Source organism: Pantoea graminicola (genome assembly GCF_048452665.1).
In the GTDB taxonomy this organism is placed as follows: Bacteria; Pseudomonadota; Gammaproteobacteria; order Enterobacterales; family Enterobacteriaceae; genus Pantoea.
Genome location: NZ_JBLWSJ010000004.1, coordinates 270,418 through 286,946 on the forward strand (window position 1 = coordinate 270,418; position 16,529 = coordinate 286,946).

Consider the following 16,529-nt stretch of genomic DNA (forward strand, 5'->3'; position numbering starts at 1 on the left):
ATGATCGATTTTTCCGTAATCTGGTTTGTGATTATCGTCTTCGCAACCCTGATGTATATCGTGATGGATGGCTTCGACCTGGGGATTGGTCTGCTGTTCCCGTTCAATAAAGATGCCGGTGAGCGCGACATGATGGTGAACACCGTCGCGCCGGTCTGGGATGGCAACGAAACCTGGCTGGTGCTGGGCGGCGCGGGCCTGTTTGGTGCGTTTCCGCTGGCCTACGCGGTGATCACCGACGCGCTGTCGATTCCGCTGACCGCCATGCTGATTGGCCTGATTTTTCGTGGTGTCGCCTTTGAGTTCCGCTTCAAGGCGGTTGAAGGCCACCGGGCATTCTGGGACAAATCCTTTATTGCGGGTTCGGTCATCGCGACCTTCAGTCAGGGGGTGGCGGTCGGCGCTTTCCTGGATGGCATCCCGGTTGAGGGCCGTCGCTTCGCCGGTTCGGCCATGGACTGGCTGGCGCCGTTCCCGCTGTTCTGCGGCCTGGGTCTGGTCGTCGCCTATGCGTTGCTGGGCTGCACCTGGCTTATCATGAAGACCGAAAATGAGCTGCACCGTAAGATGTCCGCGCTGGCGACGCCGCTGGTCATCGCGCTGTTAGTGATCATCGGTATCGTCAGCCTGTGGACGCCGTTCTCACACGCGGACATCGCCCATCGCTGGTTCAGCCGGCCAAACCTGTTCCTGTTCCTGCCGGTTCCGGTGCTGGTGCTGCTCTGCTCGTGGGGAATTGTGCGTGCCATCAAGCGCGAGGCGCACTACTCGCCGTTCCTGCTGACGCTGGCCCTGATCTTCCTGGGCTTCTCCGGGCTGGGTATCAGCGTCTGGCCAAACATTATTCCGCCATCGGTCACAATCTGGGATGCGGCATCGCCACCGCAGAGCCAGGCCTTCATGCTGGTCGGTAGCCTGCTGATTATCCCGATGATCCTGGGCTACACCTTCTGGAGCTACTACGTGTTCCGTGGAAAAATCAAAGCAGACGCAGGATACCATTGATATGAAAAGCCTCAGCAGCATGAAAGACCACAAGGACGAAACGAAAGCCCCCTGGTGGAAGCGTGTGATGTGGCTGGTCGTTATCTATGCCGCCAGCGTACTGGCGCTGGGCGTTGTTGCCTCGCTGTTCCGTATGATGATGACGGCAGCGGGCATGCGCAGCCATTAGTCGCAGGCAGCAGAGAGCCGATCCTTTTGCAGGGGCGCTCTCTGCGATATGCCCGGTGCGGGCGGCCTGCTCCTCACTCTGAGGTGCGCCCGTCACGCCGGGTAGTGTTACGTGAAAGGCTGACGCGGGTCAGCCTTTTTTAATTAGTAACCTAAGCAATTAATGCGGTATGCCGCTGAAATCGCGGTTTATCGCACCTCTCATCTTATGGCGAATGGCGATTTTTGCTATTCTCTTGTGCCGAAAATTCCAGCGATAAACTGCACCGTAACTTGCCATCATGCTCACTCAGGCCATTAAAAAACAGCACATCAACGATCTGGTTGAGTGGATAGAAGCCAATCTCACCGACGACCTCAATATCGATCAAATCACCCTCAAGTCCGGGTATTCCAAGTGGCACATGCAGCGCATGTTCAAGGAGATGACCGGGCAGACGCTGGCGGCCTATACCCGCAAACGGCGTCTGACGATGGCGGCGATGGCGTTGCGACTGACGCGCATGACGCTGATCGATATCGCCGTTCGTTTTGGCTTTGATAATCAGCAAAACTTTACCCGGGTTTTTAAAGGTCACTTTTCGCTGACGCCTGGCGCGTTTCGCCGCATTCCCCATCTGCCGGTAAAGAACTTTCATGGTCGCATCCTGGTGCGAACCCTGGCCGAGCGCGCAACGCTGGTGGAGCGCGAGGAAGCGCTGCCTCTGTGCGGTGAGACGCTGGAGTGGGAGTGTAAGTTTGGAGATTACATCGCCGATCGCGACCACCGGGTCGCCAGTCAGGCGCGGCAGCTCGTCGCGCTGGCGGGCAGCAGGGTGACGCAGGGCTGGCTGGGTTTTCAGTATGGCCCAGGCTACAGCTCTGCCGACCAGCAGAATATCAGCCTGTTTCAGGCGCTGGAGCCGCAGCATGCCGGGCTGCTGGGAGAGACCACCCGCTGGCACGAGGAGTGCGGCCTCTACGCGTCGCTCCGCTGGAGCGGCAAACCGGAGCAGCTGACGCGCTTTATCGAAGATATCTACTATCAGCATCTGCCCGCGCTGGGCGTGTCGCGCCGTCCGGGCAAAGATCTGCTGCGACTCGATTTCGCGCACTGCAGAGCCGACTGGCTGAGCGGCGTCTTTTCCATTCCGGTGACGCAGGCGTAAGCAGCCGGGCAGGGGAATGGCTCATTCATCTTTCGTGCGGTATACCGTGACAAACCGCACGATTTTATAAAATAACGCGCCCGACTGGCGTAAAATCCTCCTCCGAAACCTCATCATACCTTAATCATCGTGCATCTGTGATGGGGCTGGAATATTCATCTGCATTTCAGGCCGTTTCCGGCCAGAACGACAACCGAAGACCACTATGCGACGCTTATTGATTTCACTTATTCTGGCATTGCCTGTTATGGCAGTGGCGCAGCAGGCTGAGCCTTTCTCACCGCCTGACGGACTGCATCCGCATGCTCAAAGCTCTCAGCATGAAATTCTGGGCGACGGGGAGCTGCCGGCGCACACCACTTCCCACTCTTCTCTCTCCGGATTTAACGACACGCTGTAAGCGTGGCTGCGCTGCCAACATCTGCGGCGCACAACCGTGTCCGGCTCAGCAGCAGCCGGACGCGCTTACGCAATCCGACGCCTGGCTCCTTTTCACCTGCTCTATCTGTCTGACTTTTCTGCTGGCTACGACGCTCTTCCTGCCTCTCTTTTCTCTGTCGCTCCTGCGCTGGATGACGCCTCGCGTCCGTCGCGTAAAATATATCTTATCCCGGCCGATCGCATTTTTCGTTCTTGTGCTGAAGATATATCATAGCTAATCTTCTGGCTTCAGATGCGAATGATTGTTATTTAACTCCGGCGCGCCCCGGCCTGCGGGCACACCGGTTTCCGGGAGAGACACTTTGCCTTTATCAGCGAACCCACGCACGCCGCAGCGCGTCCGTAATGAATTACGTTTCCGTCATATTGAAGTGGTCAGTAAAACGCGGGTCGCCGGTCATTTCTGGCGCATCCGCTTCAGCGGCAGCGATCTGGCGGGCTTTACCTCGCCAGGCTTTGACGATCACATCAAAGTCTTCTTCCCGGCTGACGATACGCCACTCGCTCTGCCGCAAATCACGGAAGAGGGGATTGTCTGGCCGGAGGGGCAACGTCCCCAGGCGCGGGACTACACGCCGCTGGCGTTTGATGGTGAGTCTTCACTGACCCTGGACTTCTATATTCACCAGCAGGGTGTAGCCAGTGACTGGGCAACGCGGGCACAGCCGGGCGATCGGCTGATTATCGGCGGGCCGCGCGGTTCGCTGGTGGTGCCGACCGATTATGCCTTCCAGCTCTGCGTCTGCGATGAAACCGGTCTGCCTGCCTTTGCGCGTCGTCAGCGTGACGTTCAGGCGCAGGCGCTGCATCTTTACGCCTTTACCGATAGCGCGACGGGCCGCGACTATCTGTCGGAGACGGATAACCTCACAGCACACTGGCTCGGCAGCGGTCAGATGCAGAAGGCGCAGATCAGCGAACTGATGGCCCGGCTGGATGCGATCGCGCTGCCGGCAGAGGATTACTTTATCTGGCTGACCGGCGAGGGGGAGGCGGTGAAAGCCCTCTCGGACTACTTCACGCTGCAGCGCGGCCTCGACAGCCGCTTCGTGCGGGCGGTGGCCTACTGGCACGCGAAGTAGGCGGTTACGGTAATTGAGTTTTGTCAGGCGGCGAACTACCATCAACCTCCTTTTTCTCCGCAGGGCAGGCCATGAAACCGTATCCGACTTCCACTTCCTCTGACGCGCAGGCTGGCTGCGGCGGGCGTCGTAAACGACGTGAAAAAATGCTGGAAGCGAGTGAGATCCGCCTGCTGATGCTGCACTTTCTGGAACAGCGTGCGGCGCACGGCTATGAGCTGATTAAGTCGGTTGAGGAGCTGTCAAAGGGAGAGTATTCACCGAGTCCGGGAATTATCTATCCCAATCTGACGCTGCTGGAGGAGATGGAGGCGATTCAGGTGGTGGATGCGCAGGCCACACGCAAAGCCTATCGCCTGACGCCCGCAGGCAGGGCGCAGCTGGCCGAACAGCGTGACATGGTTCTCAGCCTGATTGCGCGGCTCTCTTCACTGGCGGTGCTGGTCAACAACCGCAGCATTCCTGCCGTGGAGCAGGCGATTCACGGGCTGAAGGTCGCGCTGAATCGGCGGCTGGCGCAGGAAGATATCTCAGACGCCGCGCTGCAAACGCTGATTCAGGCGCTGCATGACGCGGCAGAGAAAATCACCGGCAGCGAATAGCCCTTAGCTGATTTCCGTTTTGTGCTTGTCGATATGACCCAGCGTGCGGTCCGGGAAGCAGATGTCGCGCACGCGCTGCTTCAGCGTGGTCGCGTCGGGGAAGCCGCCATCGCGCTTACGTTCCCACAACAGATGCTCATCCAGCGTAATTTCAAAGACACCGCCGGTGCCCGGTTTCAGTGTCACTTCCGCCAGATCCTCCGCAAAAGTGTGCAGAAGCTCCTGTGCCATCCACGCTGACCGCATCAGCCAGTTGCACTGCATACAGTAATGAATAACAACCACCGGTTTTTGCGCCATCACTCTCTTCCTTTATGTATTAATAAATGCAGATGCATTCGGGTTAAAAATCTGTGCGCTGTGGTGAGTTATCCCGTTAAACCTGCCAGAGGGCATAGAGGCGGGTAAAAAGTCTGGATCGTCGGCATGGTGCTCATGCCTGGTGCCGCGTTGACCGCGTGCTTTTTTATGCTGCCGGCAGGCAGGAAGGCGAAGAGTAACAACTAATCCGTGGCTGCGCGCCTCTGCGACCCGTTTTTCAGCGATTGACGCAGCTTCCCGCCTGCCTGCGGAGAGGCCGCGCGGCCGCGTGTACGCGCTGCCGGACAGCCTCTGCCACGGCGCGCTCAGCCCGATCCTCAGGGTCATGCTAAGTGTAACCCGCCTGATGTTCAACCCTGATTTCTGGCCGTTTCGCTTTTAAAAACATTGCTTTGCGCGCTTTTAATTGCCGATTTTGCGCTATACCTGGAGTGCCTGACAGACTGAGGAGACCACTATGGCGACATCACTTGATCAGACCGCTGAACAACTGGGTAAAATTTTACTCGCTTCCGGATGGCATCTGACCACCGCTGAATCCTGCACCGCCGGGCTGATCAGCATGACGCTGGCTGCAGTAGAGAGCAGCGGCGACTTTTACACCAGCGGCTTTGTGACCTACAGCGAAAACGCCAAAATCCGCCTGCTGGGAGTACATCCCGACACGCTGAAGCAGCATACGGCGGTAAGCGAACAGACGGCCAGAGAGATGGTGCAGGGGGCCTGCGCCCGTTCGGGTGAACCGGTGGGATTATCGATTACCGGCTATGCCGGGCCGGATGGCGGTGAAGATGGTACCCCGGCGGGCACCATCTGGTTCGGCTGGATGTTGCCGGACGGCACGGATGAGGCGGAGTGCCATCAGTTCAGCGGCGATCCAAAATCCGTGATGGAGCAGGGCACAGAGTTCGCGCTGCAGGGGCTGATCAAACGGTTACGGCGGGCCGCCCGCTAGAGGCGCGCACCGCACCTTTCTGGATTCAGCGACAGTCGACGATCAGCCGACCCTGCACACGGCCCTCCAGCAGAGCCTGCGCGCCCTCTCTGGCTTCGCTCAGCGGGATCACCCGGCTCAGCCTGCTGAGCCGTTCGCTATCCAGCAACTCACCGAGGCGCTGCCACGCCTGCTGGCGAAGCGGTTTCGGACACATCACGCTATCGACACCGGCCAGGGTCACGCCACGCAGGATAAAGGGCGCGACGCTGGCTGGCAGGTCGAGCCCCTGGGCCATGCCGCAGGCTGCGACCACGCCGTCCCGCCGGGTGGCGGCCAGGACATTCGCCAGCGTGTGGCTGCCGACGCTGTCGATGGCGGCGGCCCACTGCTCTTTAACCAGCGGTTTGCCGGGCTGTGAGAGCTCTTCACGATCCATCACCGAGGTTGCGCCCAGAGTGTCGATTAACCAGCCGTGGTCGCTGGCGCGTCCGCTCGACGCCGTGACCTCATAGCCCAGACGCGCCAGCAGGCTGACGCTATAGCTGCCGACGCCGCCGCTGGCGCCGGTCACCAGCACCGGCCCCCGTTCCGGCGTGATCCCCTGCTTTTCCAGCGCCATCACACAGAGCATCGCGGTCAGGCCCGCCGTGCCGATCGCCATCGTCTGCAACGGACTCAGCGTGGCGGGCAGCTTCACCAGCCAGTCACCACTGACGCTGGCTTTCTGCGCCAGGCCGCCCCACTGTTTTTCACCGACGCCCCAGCCCGTCAGCAGCGCCACATCATCCTCTTTCCAGTCAGGATGGCGGCTGGCCGTCACCCGGCCAACAAAATCGATACCCGGCACCATCGGAAACTGGCGCACGATCGGGCCTTTATTGCAGATCGCGAGGGCATCTTTGTAGTTCAGGGATGAGTAGCTGACGTCGAGCGTGACATCGTGGTCGGGCAGTTGGGATTCGGGAAGATCTTTCAGCAGAGAACGGTAACCCTGTTCGTCATTTTCAATGACCAGTGCCTTGAACATGCAGCCTCCGGCAGAGTGGAAAAGAGAGGCTAAGTCTACGCCAGGCGGTCGCAATGCGGTAGGGCACGGGGTGCGTGTGCGGGCCAGCAGAGCGACGGCCTGGAAAATACGCGTTTAACGCTGGCAGGCAGAAGTGCATAAATCTGCATATATTTCATATAATTAATCGCGACTGAAAAAGGCTGTTGTTTGAATTATGGTATATAAATCATAAGGTTGAGCTTTAATTCAATGAATGAACAATTCCCGTCTCTGGCTTGTCGGTGCTTAAAAAAGATGACATGATGAGCGCCACTTTTTTGACCCTGCTTCTTCACCATCGAGGACGTCGCCATGTCCGGTTTACCGCGCATCCGCCCGTCTTACCGTTCGCGTTTTCCGGCGCACTGCGGGCTTTTCTCTTTCCCGATCTCTCCGTTACTGACCATGCGGTGAGTCCGTCAGGCGGTGGCGGTGAAGCACCCTTCATCCGCTGCGTAATGCCTGCCGAACGTTCATTATTCGCCGGGGCACCGTCCCCATAATTGTGCCGCAGGCACTTCTCCCTGACGTTGGGGATTCGCTATGACTCCACTGAAAATTGCTGCCAGCGCCGCCGTTGCGCCCAGCCTGACCCTGAACACCGCGCGTGATGTGGTGACGCTGGATAACACCGACTTTACCGATGTGGCGGCGGTTGTCGTCTCGCTGGCGGATACCCGCAGCGGGGTACTGGCCCTGCTGCGCCACACCGGCTTCAATCTGCCGGTCTTTGTCGCGAACGCCTTTGAAGAGGAGGTGATGCACCTGCCCGGCGTCAGCGGTGAGCTGAATGGCGAGCCGGAGGCGTGGCAGGCGCTGGAGGCGGCTGCGCAGGCGTATGAAGCGGCGCTGCTGCCGCCGTTCTTTGAGACGCTGAGCCGCTATGTCGATATGCAGAACAGCACCTTTGCCTGTCCCGGTCATCAGGGCGGTGCGTTCTTTAAAAAGCATCCGGCAGGCAAACAGTTCTTCGACTTTTATGGCGAGAACGTTTTCCGTTCGGACATGTGCAATGCCGACGTCAAGCTGGGCGACCTGCTGATCCATGAAGGCTCCGCCAAAGATGCGCAGAAGTATGCTGCGAAGGTGTTTAACGCCGACAAAACCTACTTTGTGCTGAACGGCACCTCCAGCGCCAATAAGGTTGTTACCAATGCGCTGCTGACCCGTGGCGATCTGGTGCTGTTCGACCGCAACAACCACAAGTCGAACCATCATGGTGCGCTGATTCAGGCGGGCGCGACGCCGGTTTATCTGGAAGCGGCGCGTAATCCCTTTGGCTTTATTGGCGGCATTGATGCGCACTGCTTTGATGACGCTTATCTGCGCAGGCAGATTGCGGCGGTAGCGCCCGAGCGTGCCGGAGAAGAGAGGCCGTTCCGTCTGGCGATTATTCAGCTGGGCACCTATGACGGCACGGTTTACAACGCGCGTCAGGTGGTGGACCGCATCGGCCACCTGTGCGACTACATCCTGTTCGACTCCGCGTGGCTCGGCTATGAGCAGTTCATTCCGCTGATGGAGGGCTGTTCACCGCTGACGCTGGAGCTGAATGAGAACGATCCCGGCATCTTTGTGACGCAGTCCGTGCACAAGCAGCTGGCCGGTTTTTCGCAGACGTCGCAGATTCATAAAAAGGATAATCACATCCGTGGCCAGCGGCGCTTCTGCCCGCATAAGCGCCTGAATAACGCATTTATGCTGCACGCATCCACCAGCCCGTTTTACCCGCTGTTTGCCGCGCTGGATATCAACGCCAGAATGCATCAGGGCGAAGCGGGGCGTCGGATGTGGGATGAGTGCGTCAGGCTGGGGATTGATGCGCGCAAAGCGATCCTGGAACGTTGCGAAATGATCCTGCCGTTTGTGCCGGAGAAGGTAGCGGGACAGCGCTGGCAGGATGCCCCGACGGAGACGATCGCCCGCGATCTGCGTTACTTCAGCTTTGAACCGCAGGAGAAGTGGCACGGATTTGCCGGATATGCGCGCGATCAGTATCGGGTCGATCCCTGTAAGCTGCTGCTGACCACGCCGGGCATCGACGCGGCCAGCGGTGAGTATAGTGAGTTTGGTATACCGGCGACGATCCTGGCGAACTACCTGCGTGAGAACGGCATCGTGCCGGAGAAGTGCGATCTCAATTCAATCCTGTTCCTGCTGACGCCCGCAGAGAGTCCGGAGAAGATGGCCAATCTGGTGGCGATGCTGGCGCAGTTTGAGCAGCACGTTAAAGAGGATGCGCCGCTGGCCGAAGTGCTGCCGACCCTCTACCGCAAAAATGCCGGACGCTATGCGGGTTACACCCTGCGGCGTCTCTGTCAGGAGATGCACGATCTCTACGTCAGCCACAATGTGAAGGATCTGCAGCGCCTGATGTTCCGCGCCGCGGAGTTCCCGGCGGTCAGGGTGAATCCACAGGATGCGCATCAGGCCTATATTCGCGGCGAGGTGGAGCTGGTGCCGATAGCCGAGGCAGAAGGGCGAATCGCGGCGGAAGGGGCGCTGCCTTATCCGCCGGGCGTGCTCTGCGTGGTGCCGGGAGAGATCTGGGGCGGCGCGGTGCAGCGCTATTTCCTGGCGCTGGAAGAGGGGCTGAATCTGCTGCCTGGCTTCTCGCCGGAGCTGCAGGGTGTTTACACCGAAGAGGATGAGCAGGGACGGAAATATCTGGTGGCGAATATGATGGTGGCGGGCTGATTTAAGCCGGGGCAGCGGCCCGCCGGGTGAAGGGGAGTTCGCTGCGCGAACGGGGCAATGGTTTCGCCGGGCAGCGGATTTACGCTGAGCGGGTTTCGCCCGCCAGGCGAGAAGGAGTTTCAGTTCACCCGTGCGGGCGGACGCGTCAAGGGGCGGACGCCCGCCCCTTAACAATCCCGGCGTCCGGCTGCCTTCGCGCCCCGCTTCGTGCGGTACCCTCGTCACGCCCTGCGGCCTGCGGACCATCCGGACGCGCCATCCCTGGCGCGTGCCGTCCTTTCGCCGACGTCCTGTCGGCTCATCCTGGCCTCCGGTTGTTCCCCGGCGCTGCGGACGCCTCTGTCAGACTGTCGCCTGTGAATTCTTTTTGTTTATTACGATGCAGCGTTGTCTGCTGGCCTGGAAGCCAGAGCCAGAGCCAGAGCTAATCCTCTGAACCTGAAGCGATAAAGTACCCAACACAGAAAGAAGAAGTTACAGCGGGGAGGGAGGCCGTCAGAGCCGCTGAGCGGATGAGGGATTTCAGGACGAGCGACAGGGATGTCGCGAAGAGGCGGGCTCACGCCAGGGATGGCGCGTCCCGCCGGTCCGTGAGAAACCCGGAAGAATCGAAGCGGCGGTGATGCAGGCCGGAGCCCGGGGTCAGGGGGGCGCGGCGACTGGCGCCCCCTTGTCGGTCGCCTGCTGAAGCGGGCCTGAAACTGCCCCAGCCACCAGGCGAACGAAACCCGCACAGGGTAAAACGACTGCCAGGCGAAGCCCAGCCTGTTTGCGCAGCAAACACCCCCAGTCAGAACCCTCTGTAACTCTTCTGCGCAGTATTCACCTTATAAAGATAACGGCGCGACTCCGCCGACGGATGCTGACTGGTCAGGGTCTGATAAACCTTACCCGGTGACATATTGTTTATCATCGCAAACGCCCGATCTTTATCGCTTGAGAAGACGCGCAGCACGCTGCCAGCCCCGCCGTTATAAGCCGTGATCACTGCATAGCGGCGTGACAGGGGGTCCTGAATGCCGCCCAGATAGTTGCGCTGCAACAGCGCCAGATAGGCCGTACCGGCGTCGATATTATTCTCCGGATCCAGCAGATAGCTGCGGCTCGGCTTGCCCCATTTGCCCTTCATACGGAACACATCCACACCGGCGGTATGCTGCACGACCTGCATCAGGCCCAGCGCATCTGAGTGACTGACCGCATAGGGGTTAAAGCTCGACTCGGTCTGCATAATCGCCAGGATCAGCGACGCATCGACACCATACTCTTCGGCGGCTTTACGCACCATCGGCAGATATTTGTGCGCACGCTTGTCGAGGTGGTTCGGCACCATCGGAATCGAAATAGAGTAAATCACATGCAGACCGGACGTGCGGCGCATCAGTTTGTGCTGGATCAGATAGTCCGCAAAGGCTTCAGCGCGGCCCTGCCAGCGAATCGGCTGACCGGTGTTGTCCAGTACCTGACCATAGAGCAGCGGCTCTTTACTGATCTCGATGTCGTTGGCATCGGAGTAGAGATCGACATTGCCCGGATCTTCGCCAATCAACAGGGTGGTTACGATCGCCTGGCGCAGGCTGGCCATAGGATCGGTGCCTGAGATCGTTTCGATCGTCAGCTTACCGCTCTCAAAGTTGATGTGGCTGCGGGTGTAATAGTTGTCGCTGTATTTGACGTAATCTTTTGGTCCGGCAATCAGGACCTCATTGATACCCCAGATATTCTCAATATTGTGAGCAAACTGCCCCATCAGAATATCAAAGCCATTGGTATCTTTTACCCACTCTTCGTGAGACTGCTGATGCTTCGACCCGGAACAGGAGACCAAAAGTGGAGCTATCACCAATAAGGCGATTAATTTTTTATTCATTGGGAGTGCAAGCCTGACCTGGATAACCGGCCTCACTGAAGAGGCCCGGAATGTTTACGCTTCTGGCGGAGTATAGCCTTCGATATGAACGTCCTTGCCTTCGAACAGGAAATTAACCATCTCCTTCTCCAGCACTTTACGATCCTCAGGATTCATCATGTTGAGCTTCTTTTCGTTGATCAACATGGTCTGTTTGGCCATCCACTTCTGCCAGGCTTCTTTGGAAATCTCATTATAAATACGCTTACCCAGATCGCCCGGGTAGAGCTGAAAATCCTGTCCTTCCGCGTCGCGTTGTAAAAAGGTACAAAAAATCGTGCGGCTCATTACTCTTCCTCATTAATCTCACAACTGTTCAAAGCCAGTTGTCGGGGATGGCGCAGCTCGTGCAACAGTCGCTCAACGGGTGCGGCTAATCCCACAGATGGTGGCAGCGCTAAGTTATACCAGAGACCGCCTGCTTCATCCATCGCCGCCCCGGCAGAAGGCCATGCCAGCCACATCGGAACAATATCCAGATGGAAATGGCTGAAGGTGTGACGGAAAGCGGTCATCTGCTGCGGTTTCGCATGGATGCCCCGCGCCGCCAGCCAGTCGGTCATGGCCGCTTCGGTGGTAAACTGCGGGAAGCAGAACAGACCGCCCCACAACCCCACCGGCGGACGCTGCTCCAGCCAGACCTCATCGCCATTCTGCATCATCAGGAACCAGCCACTGCGCTCCGGCAGCACCTGCTTCGGCTTCCTGCCGGGATAGCTCGCCCAGCTGCTGCTGGCGTAGGCCTCACAGCCGCTGTTCAGCGGGCAGATCTCGCACTTCGGCTTCGAGCGGGTACAGACGATCGCCCCCAGATCCATCATCGCCTGATTGAACTGGCTGACGCCTCTGGCGGGCGTGACCTCTTCGCTGATCTGCCAGAGCCGCTTCTCCACCTCTTTTTTACCCGGCCAGCCGCTGACGGCGTAGCAGCGCGCCAGTACGCGCTTAACGTTGCCATCCAGAATCGGAAAATGCTGACCCAGGGAGAGCGACAGGATCGCGCCTGCCGTCGAGCGGCCAACGCCGGGCAGGGCGGAGACATCCTCAAAGTTCTGCGGAAACTCGCCGTGATGAACTTCGACCACCTGCTTTGCGGCTTTATGCAGATTACGCGCACGGGCGTAGTAGCCGAGGCCGGTCCAGAGATGCAGCACTTCGTCCAGCGGTGCCGCAGCCAGATCGGTGACCGTGGGGAAACGCGCCATAAAGCGTTCAAAATAGGGGATAACCGTGGCAACCTGGGTCTGCTGGAGCATTACTTCTGAGAGCCACACCTTGTAAGGTGTCTTCTCCAGCTGCCACGGCAGGGTTTTGCGACCGAAGCGCTGATACCAGTCCAGCACCTGTTGCGCGAACTGCGGCGCTTGCATCATAAGAAGGAAATTTTCCGTGTTTACTCTACACTCAGGCAGGAATTCCAGCACATGCGCACCTGGGTGTAAACCGGAAGATTGCAAAGGCTTGCTTCTGCTTATGAACTTTGCATAATGCCCGTTTCCCGGAACAGGCTAACCAGCAGGCTTTTACATGATTAATGACGTCATCACCCCAGAATTTGATGAGAACGGGCGGCCATTGCGCCGGATCCGCAGCTTTGTGCGCCGCCAGGGTCGCTTAACAAAAGGCCAGCAGCAGGCGCTGGATACCCTGTGGCCGGTTATGGGCGTGGAATACCAGCCGGAACCTGTCGATCTGACCGAGCTGTTTGGCCGTGATGCCCCGGTGACGCTGGAGATCGGCTTTGGCATGGGCGCTTCGCTGGTGACGATGGCGCAGAACACGCCGCACCAGAACTTCCTGGGAATTGAAGTGCATGCGCCGGGCGTCGGTGCCTGCCTGGCCTCTGCGAAAGAGGCCGGTGTGCAGAACCTGCGGGTCATGTGTCATGACGCGGTGGAAGTGCTGGAGAAGATGATTCCGGATAACTCGCTGCGCATGGTTCAGCTCTTCTTCCCCGATCCCTGGCATAAAGCGCGTCACAACAAGCGCCGTATCGTTCAGGTGCCTTTCGCCGAGCTGGTAATGCGCAAGCTGAAGAAGGGCGGCGTGTTCCACATGGCGACCGACTGGGAAGCCTATGCCGAACATATGCTTGACGTGATGAACAGCATCGATGGCTATCGCAATCAGTCAGAACAACAGAATTACGTGCCGCGTCCTGAAACGCGTCCACTGACCAAGTTTGAGCAGCGCGGGCAGCGTTTAGGCCACGGCGTATGGGATTTAATGTTTGAGAGGGTGAAATAATGGCCACACAACGCAGCCGCCGTTTACGTAAAAAACTGCACATCGACGAGTTTCAGGAACTGGGTTTCTCGGTTGCCTGGCGCTTCCCGGAAGGCACCAGCGAAAGCGAAATCGATGAGACGCTGAACCAGTTCATCAATGAAGCGATCGATCCTAACGGTCTGGCCTTCGATGGCAGCGGCTATCTGGTGTGGGAAGGTCTGGTCTGCCTGCAGAAAACCGGCAAATGCACCGATGAACATCGTGCGCTGGTACGCAAATGGCTGGAAGAGCACAAGCTGCAGGATGTGCAGATGACGGAACTCTTTGACGTCTGGTGGGACTAATAGCCACGCCCCCGGTGCATATCGCGGGCCAGGTTGTCAGTCACACAGCGTCGGGCTGAGTCCCGATCTCTGAACGGTTTCAGACCAGATGTTAGGGAGTGGATATGATGCGTAAAGCGCTACTTGCTGTGCTGCTGGTGGCAGCGACCCAAGCGCAGGCCGCCTATGAATGCAGCGTTAAGCCGCAGGACGATGTGGTGATTAAGCCGCAGAGCGTGCAGGTGGTCGGGGCCAACGGCAACATGGAAATCTCGCCGCAGGGCGATGTGCAGTTCAACGGCAAGCGGGTCACGCTCGATGCGGCCGGCCGTCAGAAAGCGATCGACTACCAGAATGCGCTGCGCCGCGATCTGCCCTGGATCGATAGCGGGGCGACGTCACGGCTGGAGAAAGGGCGTGCGGCACTGGATCGGGTCATCGTCGAAAAGCTGGGAAGCGGCAGCAACGTCCGTAACCGTCTGACGACCCTGAATGGTCAGCTGAAACAGCAGATGAACCGCATCATTGAGCATCGCGAAGATGGCCTGACGTTCCACCATCAGGCGATCGACAAGGTGCGCGCCGAAGGCGAACGGCTGGTGCAGTCGACGCTGGGCGGCGTGATGCAGGACAGTCTGAATGAGATGGGCAGTCAGCAGGGCAGTGGCGGCAGCAACCCGCTGCAGGCGATTATGGGAAATCTGGGGGGGCTGCAGCAGTCGATTCAGGCTGAGTGGAGCAGGCAGGAGCAGGATTTCCAGAACTTCGGTCACGAAGTCTGTAATCGCGTCATCTCCCTGGAAGACCAGCGCAAACAGCTCGCTGGCGCACTGAAAAACTAAGTTAACGCCTCAGCCTGCCGGGCTGAGGCGTCCTGCCTACTCTTCCGCTAAGAACAGCTCCAGCAGCGAATTCAGGAACAGTTTCCCCTTCTCCGTAATCTGCCACTGCGCCGGGGTTTCGATCACGTAACCGGCGGCGATCGCGGCATCCATCTGCGGACGGATCGTCTGTTCGGCTAAGCCGGTGTAGCGGCTGAACGCGTCGCGCGGCGCGGCTTCCAGCAGGCGAAAACGGTTCATGAAATATTCAAACGGCTTGTCGCTGTCTGCTACCTCATACTGCTTTTCGCGGTAGTTGCCCTGCATAAAGCCACGCGGATGACGGGTTTTTACCGTGCGCACGATGCGGCCATCCGGCTGCGTCAGCTTGCCATGCGCGCCACAGCCAATCCCCAGATAGTCGCCAAAGCGCCAGTAGTTGAGGTTATGTTCACAGCGGTAGCCCGGCTTCGCATAGGCGGAGGTTTCATACTGCTGATAACCGGCCTCCCGCAGCAGCCGATCGCCCTGTTCGAAGATATCCCACAGCGCATCATCGTCCGGCAGCACCGGCGGACGCGAACCAAACAGCGTGTTGGGCTCGATGGTGAGCTGATACCAGGAGAGATGTGGCGGATTAAGCGCAATCGCCCGGCGTAAATCGTCGAGCGCCTCCTCCAGCGACTGATCGGGCAGACCATGCATCAGGTCGAGGTTAAAGCTGCGCAGCGACAGGGATGCCGCCAGTTCAGCGGCGCGAACCGCCTCTTCCGGGCCATGAATACGGCCCAGACGCTGCAGTTTCTGCGGGCTGAAGCTCTGAACACCAATCGAAATACGGTTGATACCGGCGCGCTGATAGGCGCTGAAGCGGTCCGCTTCCACGGTGCCGGGATTGGCTTCCATCGTCACTTCCGCATCCGGCGCAAGGTTCAGACGCGCCCGCACGCCATCCATCAGCATCTGCATCGCGCTGCTGCTCAGCAGACTGGGCGTGCCGCCGCCAATAAAGATCGTGCGCACTTCCCGGCCATGAATCAGCGGCAGGTCGATCTCCAGATCGCGCAGCAGATGCTGCACGTATTCAACGTGCGGCACCTCATCTTTCAGCGCGTGGGAGTTAAAATCACAGTAGGGACACTTCTGTACGCACCATGGAATATGGATATAGAGACTCAGTGGCGGCAGATTAGGCATTACGCATCGCTTCCAGCAACAGCGTCAATGCTTTACCCCGGTGAGACACTGCACCCTTTTCCGCTTTGCTCAGCTCGGCAGCGGTTTTACCCAGCGCCGGAACAGAGAAAATCGGGTCGTAGCCAAAGCCACCGTTGCCAGAGGCTGAGCGAGTGATCTCACCCGCCCAGCTGCCGTGGAACACCAGCGGTGTCGGATCTGCCGCATGGCGCAGATAGACCAGCACGCAGTGAAACTGCGCCTGACGCTGACCGTCCGGCACGTTTTCCAGCGCCTGCAGCAGCTTCTCCAGATTCTGCTGATCGCTGGCATTCTCGCCGGCATAGCGCGCCGAATAGATGCCAGGCGCGCCGCCCAGCGCATCTACGGCCAGGCCGGAATCATCGGCAATCGCCGGTAAGCCGGTGATCTGCGCCGCGTGACGCGCCTTGAGAATTGCATTCTCGATAAAGGTCAGGCCGGTCTCTTCCGCCGACTCAACCCCAAGGTCACTCTGTGCGACGATATCCAGACCAAAAGCGGAGAGTAACTCCGCCAGTTCACGTACCTTGCCGGGATTGCCGGTGGCGAGGACAACTTTTTGCATAACGGTTCCAGTTTG

The 16,529-nt window shown here is 58.9% G+C and carries 18 protein-coding genes; 11 read left to right on the forward strand and 7 right to left on the reverse strand.

The genetic code is table 11. The features are described 5' to 3' along the window. The 6 genes from cydB (at window position 1) to ACNY69_RS11945 (ending at window position 4,446) form a co-directional block, all read left to right on the forward strand. Window positions 1–1,005, forward strand: a complete 1,005-nt coding sequence (cydB, locus tag ACNY69_RS11920) for a cytochrome d ubiquinol oxidase subunit II (protein ID WP_111140747.1) — start codon at window positions 1–3, stop codon at window positions 1,003–1,005. Between the two features lies 1 nt (window position 1,006). Continuing rightward, window positions 1,007–1,174, forward strand: coding sequence for a DUF2474 domain-containing protein (locus ACNY69_RS11925; protein WP_111140746.1), 168 nt, complete (start codon window positions 1,007–1,009; stop codon window positions 1,172–1,174). Between the two features lie 280 nt (window positions 1,175–1,454). Further along, complete coding sequence (locus ACNY69_RS11930) at window positions 1,455–2,321, forward strand: helix-turn-helix domain-containing protein (RefSeq protein ID WP_367395821.1); 867 nt, start codon at window positions 1,455–1,457, stop codon at window positions 2,319–2,321. A gap of 205 nt (window positions 2,322–2,526) precedes the next feature. Further along, window positions 2,527–2,721, forward strand: coding sequence for a hypothetical protein (locus ACNY69_RS11935; protein ID WP_111140744.1), 195 nt, complete (start codon window positions 2,527–2,529; stop codon window positions 2,719–2,721). A gap of 343 nt (window positions 2,722–3,064) precedes the next feature. Continuing rightward, on the forward strand, window positions 3,065–3,844 hold the full coding sequence (locus tag ACNY69_RS11940; RefSeq protein WP_111140743.1) for a siderophore-interacting protein: 780 nt from the start codon (window positions 3,065–3,067) through the stop codon (window positions 3,842–3,844). Window positions 3,845–3,915: 71 nt separating this feature from the next. Beyond that, a complete protein-coding gene (locus ACNY69_RS11945; RefSeq protein WP_293774569.1) occupies window positions 3,916–4,446 on the forward strand; it encodes a PadR family transcriptional regulator in 531 nt (176 codons plus the stop codon). 3 nt (window positions 4,447–4,449) lie between these two features. On the opposite strand, the gene ACNY69_RS11950 is transcribed toward ACNY69_RS11945, so the two are convergent. Next, the gene (locus ACNY69_RS11950; protein WP_111140741.1) at window positions 4,450–4,746 is read right to left on the reverse strand and encodes an Rdx family protein; all 297 of its coding nucleotides are present in this window, start codon (window positions 4,744–4,746) and stop codon (window positions 4,450–4,452) included. Window positions 4,747–5,224: 478 nt separating this feature from the next. Here ACNY69_RS11950 and ACNY69_RS11955 point away from each other — a divergent pair, with 478 nt between their 5' ends. Beyond that, on the forward strand, window positions 5,225–5,722 hold the full coding sequence (locus tag ACNY69_RS11955) for a CinA family protein (protein WP_418798469.1): 498 nt from the start codon (window positions 5,225–5,227) through the stop codon (window positions 5,720–5,722). A gap of 25 nt (window positions 5,723–5,747) precedes the next feature. Here the strand turns inward: ACNY69_RS11955 and acuI are convergent, their stop codons facing one another. After that, on the reverse strand, window positions 5,748–6,731 hold the full coding sequence (gene acuI / locus ACNY69_RS11960; protein ID WP_111140739.1) for an acrylyl-CoA reductase (NADPH): 984 nt from the start codon (window positions 6,729–6,731) through the stop codon (window positions 5,748–5,750). Window positions 6,732–7,295: 564 nt separating this feature from the next. Between acuI and ACNY69_RS11965 the strand changes: the two genes are divergently transcribed. Further along, window positions 7,296–9,449, forward strand: coding sequence for an ornithine decarboxylase (locus ACNY69_RS11965; protein ID WP_111140738.1), 2,154 nt, complete (start codon window positions 7,296–7,298; stop codon window positions 9,447–9,449). A gap of 790 nt (window positions 9,450–10,239) precedes the next feature. Here ACNY69_RS11965 and mltC read toward each other — a convergent pair. The 3 genes from mltC to mutY are packed head-to-tail and all read right to left on the reverse strand — an operon-like array spanning window position 10,240 to window position 12,731. Beyond that, entirely contained in the window at window positions 10,240–11,319 is a 1,080-nt protein-coding gene (gene mltC, locus ACNY69_RS11970) for a membrane-bound lytic murein transglycosylase MltC (RefSeq protein ID WP_111140737.1), read from the reverse strand. A gap of 54 nt (window positions 11,320–11,373) precedes the next feature. Continuing rightward, window positions 11,374–11,646: an oxidative damage protection protein gene (locus ACNY69_RS11975; protein ID WP_009087157.1), complete on the reverse strand. Its 273-nt coding sequence runs from the start codon at window positions 11,644–11,646 to the stop codon at window positions 11,374–11,376. Further along, window positions 11,646–12,731: an A/G-specific adenine glycosylase gene (gene mutY, locus ACNY69_RS11980; RefSeq protein ID WP_111140736.1), complete on the reverse strand. Its 1,086-nt coding sequence runs from the start codon at window positions 12,729–12,731 to the stop codon at window positions 11,646–11,648. The genes ACNY69_RS11975 and mutY overlap by 1 nt, the downstream gene beginning before the upstream one ends. Before the next feature lie 154 nt (window positions 12,732–12,885). On the opposite strand from mutY, the gene trmB reads away from it, so the two are divergent. The 3 genes from trmB (at window position 12,886) to ACNY69_RS11995 (ending at window position 14,752) form a co-directional block, all read left to right on the forward strand. Then, entirely contained in the window at window positions 12,886–13,605 is a 720-nt protein-coding gene (gene trmB / locus ACNY69_RS11985) for a tRNA (guanosine(46)-N7)-methyltransferase TrmB (RefSeq protein ID WP_111140735.1), read from the forward strand. Next, window positions 13,605–13,931 carry a YggL family protein gene (locus ACNY69_RS11990; RefSeq protein ID WP_418798474.1) on the forward strand — a complete coding sequence of 109 codons (327 nt, stop codon included), beginning with the start codon at window positions 13,605–13,607 and terminating at the stop codon, window positions 13,929–13,931. The genes trmB and ACNY69_RS11990 overlap by 1 nt, the downstream gene beginning before the upstream one ends. Window positions 13,932–14,035: 104 nt before the next feature. Further along, entirely contained in the window at window positions 14,036–14,752 is a 717-nt protein-coding gene (locus tag ACNY69_RS11995) for a YggN family protein (RefSeq protein WP_293774573.1), read from the forward strand. Between the two features lie 36 nt (window positions 14,753–14,788). Here the strand turns inward: ACNY69_RS11995 and hemW are convergent, their stop codons facing one another. Together hemW and ACNY69_RS12005 are read right to left on the reverse strand one after the other, a co-directional pair. Then, on the reverse strand, window positions 14,789–15,928 hold the full coding sequence (gene hemW / locus ACNY69_RS12000; RefSeq protein WP_418798477.1) for a radical SAM family heme chaperone HemW: 1,140 nt from the start codon (window positions 15,926–15,928) through the stop codon (window positions 14,789–14,791). Beyond that, a complete protein-coding gene (locus tag ACNY69_RS12005; RefSeq protein WP_293774577.1) occupies window positions 15,921–16,514 on the reverse strand; it encodes an XTP/dITP diphosphatase in 594 nt (197 codons plus the stop codon). The genes hemW and ACNY69_RS12005 overlap by 8 nt, the downstream gene beginning before the upstream one ends. Between the last annotated feature and the right edge of the window lie 15 nt (window positions 16,515–16,529).

What these genes read in the sequence shown, in the direction of transcription:
- cydB (WP_111140747.1), top strand. Translation starts at nt 1, where the DNA reads ATGATCGATTTTTCCGTAATCTGGTTTGTGATTATCGTCTTCGCAACC.
- ACNY69_RS11925 (WP_111140746.1), top strand. Translation starts at nt 1,007, where the DNA reads ATGAAAAGCCTCAGCAGCATGAAAGACCACAAGGACGAAACGAAAGCC.
- ACNY69_RS11930 (WP_367395821.1), top strand. Translation starts at nt 1,455, where the DNA reads ATGCTCACTCAGGCCATTAAAAAACAGCACATCAACGATCTGGTTGAG.
- ACNY69_RS11935 (WP_111140744.1), top strand. Translation starts at nt 2,527, where the DNA reads ATGCGACGCTTATTGATTTCACTTATTCTGGCATTGCCTGTTATGGCA.
- ACNY69_RS11945 (WP_293774569.1), top strand. Translation starts at nt 3,916, where the DNA reads ATGAAACCGTATCCGACTTCCACTTCCTCTGACGCGCAGGCTGGCTGC.
- ACNY69_RS11950 (WP_111140741.1), bottom strand. Translation starts at nt 4,746, where the DNA reads ATGGCGCAAAAACCGGTGGTTGTTATTCATTACTGTATGCAGTGCAAC.
- ACNY69_RS11955 (WP_418798469.1), top strand. Translation starts at nt 5,225, where the DNA reads ATGGCGACATCACTTGATCAGACCGCTGAACAACTGGGTAAAATTTTA.
- acuI (WP_111140739.1), bottom strand. Translation starts at nt 6,731, where the DNA reads ATGTTCAAGGCACTGGTCATTGAAAATGACGAACAGGGTTACCGTTCT.
- ACNY69_RS11965 (WP_111140738.1), top strand. Translation starts at nt 7,296, where the DNA reads ATGACTCCACTGAAAATTGCTGCCAGCGCCGCCGTTGCGCCCAGCCTG.
- mltC (WP_111140737.1), bottom strand. Translation starts at nt 11,319, where the DNA reads ATGAATAAAAAATTAATCGCCTTATTGGTGATAGCTCCACTTTTGGTC.
- ACNY69_RS11975 (WP_009087157.1), bottom strand. Translation starts at nt 11,646, where the DNA reads ATGAGCCGCACGATTTTTTGTACCTTTTTACAACGCGACGCGGAAGGA.
- mutY (WP_111140736.1), bottom strand. Translation starts at nt 12,731, where the DNA reads ATGATGCAAGCGCCGCAGTTCGCGCAACAGGTGCTGGACTGGTATCAG.
- trmB (WP_111140735.1), top strand. Translation starts at nt 12,886, where the DNA reads ATGATTAATGACGTCATCACCCCAGAATTTGATGAGAACGGGCGGCCA.
- ACNY69_RS11990 (WP_418798474.1), top strand. Translation starts at nt 13,605, where the DNA reads ATGGCCACACAACGCAGCCGCCGTTTACGTAAAAAACTGCACATCGAC.
- ACNY69_RS11995 (WP_293774573.1), top strand. Translation starts at nt 14,036, where the DNA reads ATGATGCGTAAAGCGCTACTTGCTGTGCTGCTGGTGGCAGCGACCCAA.
- hemW (WP_418798477.1), bottom strand. Translation starts at nt 15,928, where the DNA reads ATGCCTAATCTGCCGCCACTGAGTCTCTATATCCATATTCCATGGTGC.
- ACNY69_RS12005 (WP_293774577.1), bottom strand. Translation starts at nt 16,514, where the DNA reads ATGCAAAAAGTTGTCCTCGCCACCGGCAATCCCGGCAAGGTACGTGAA.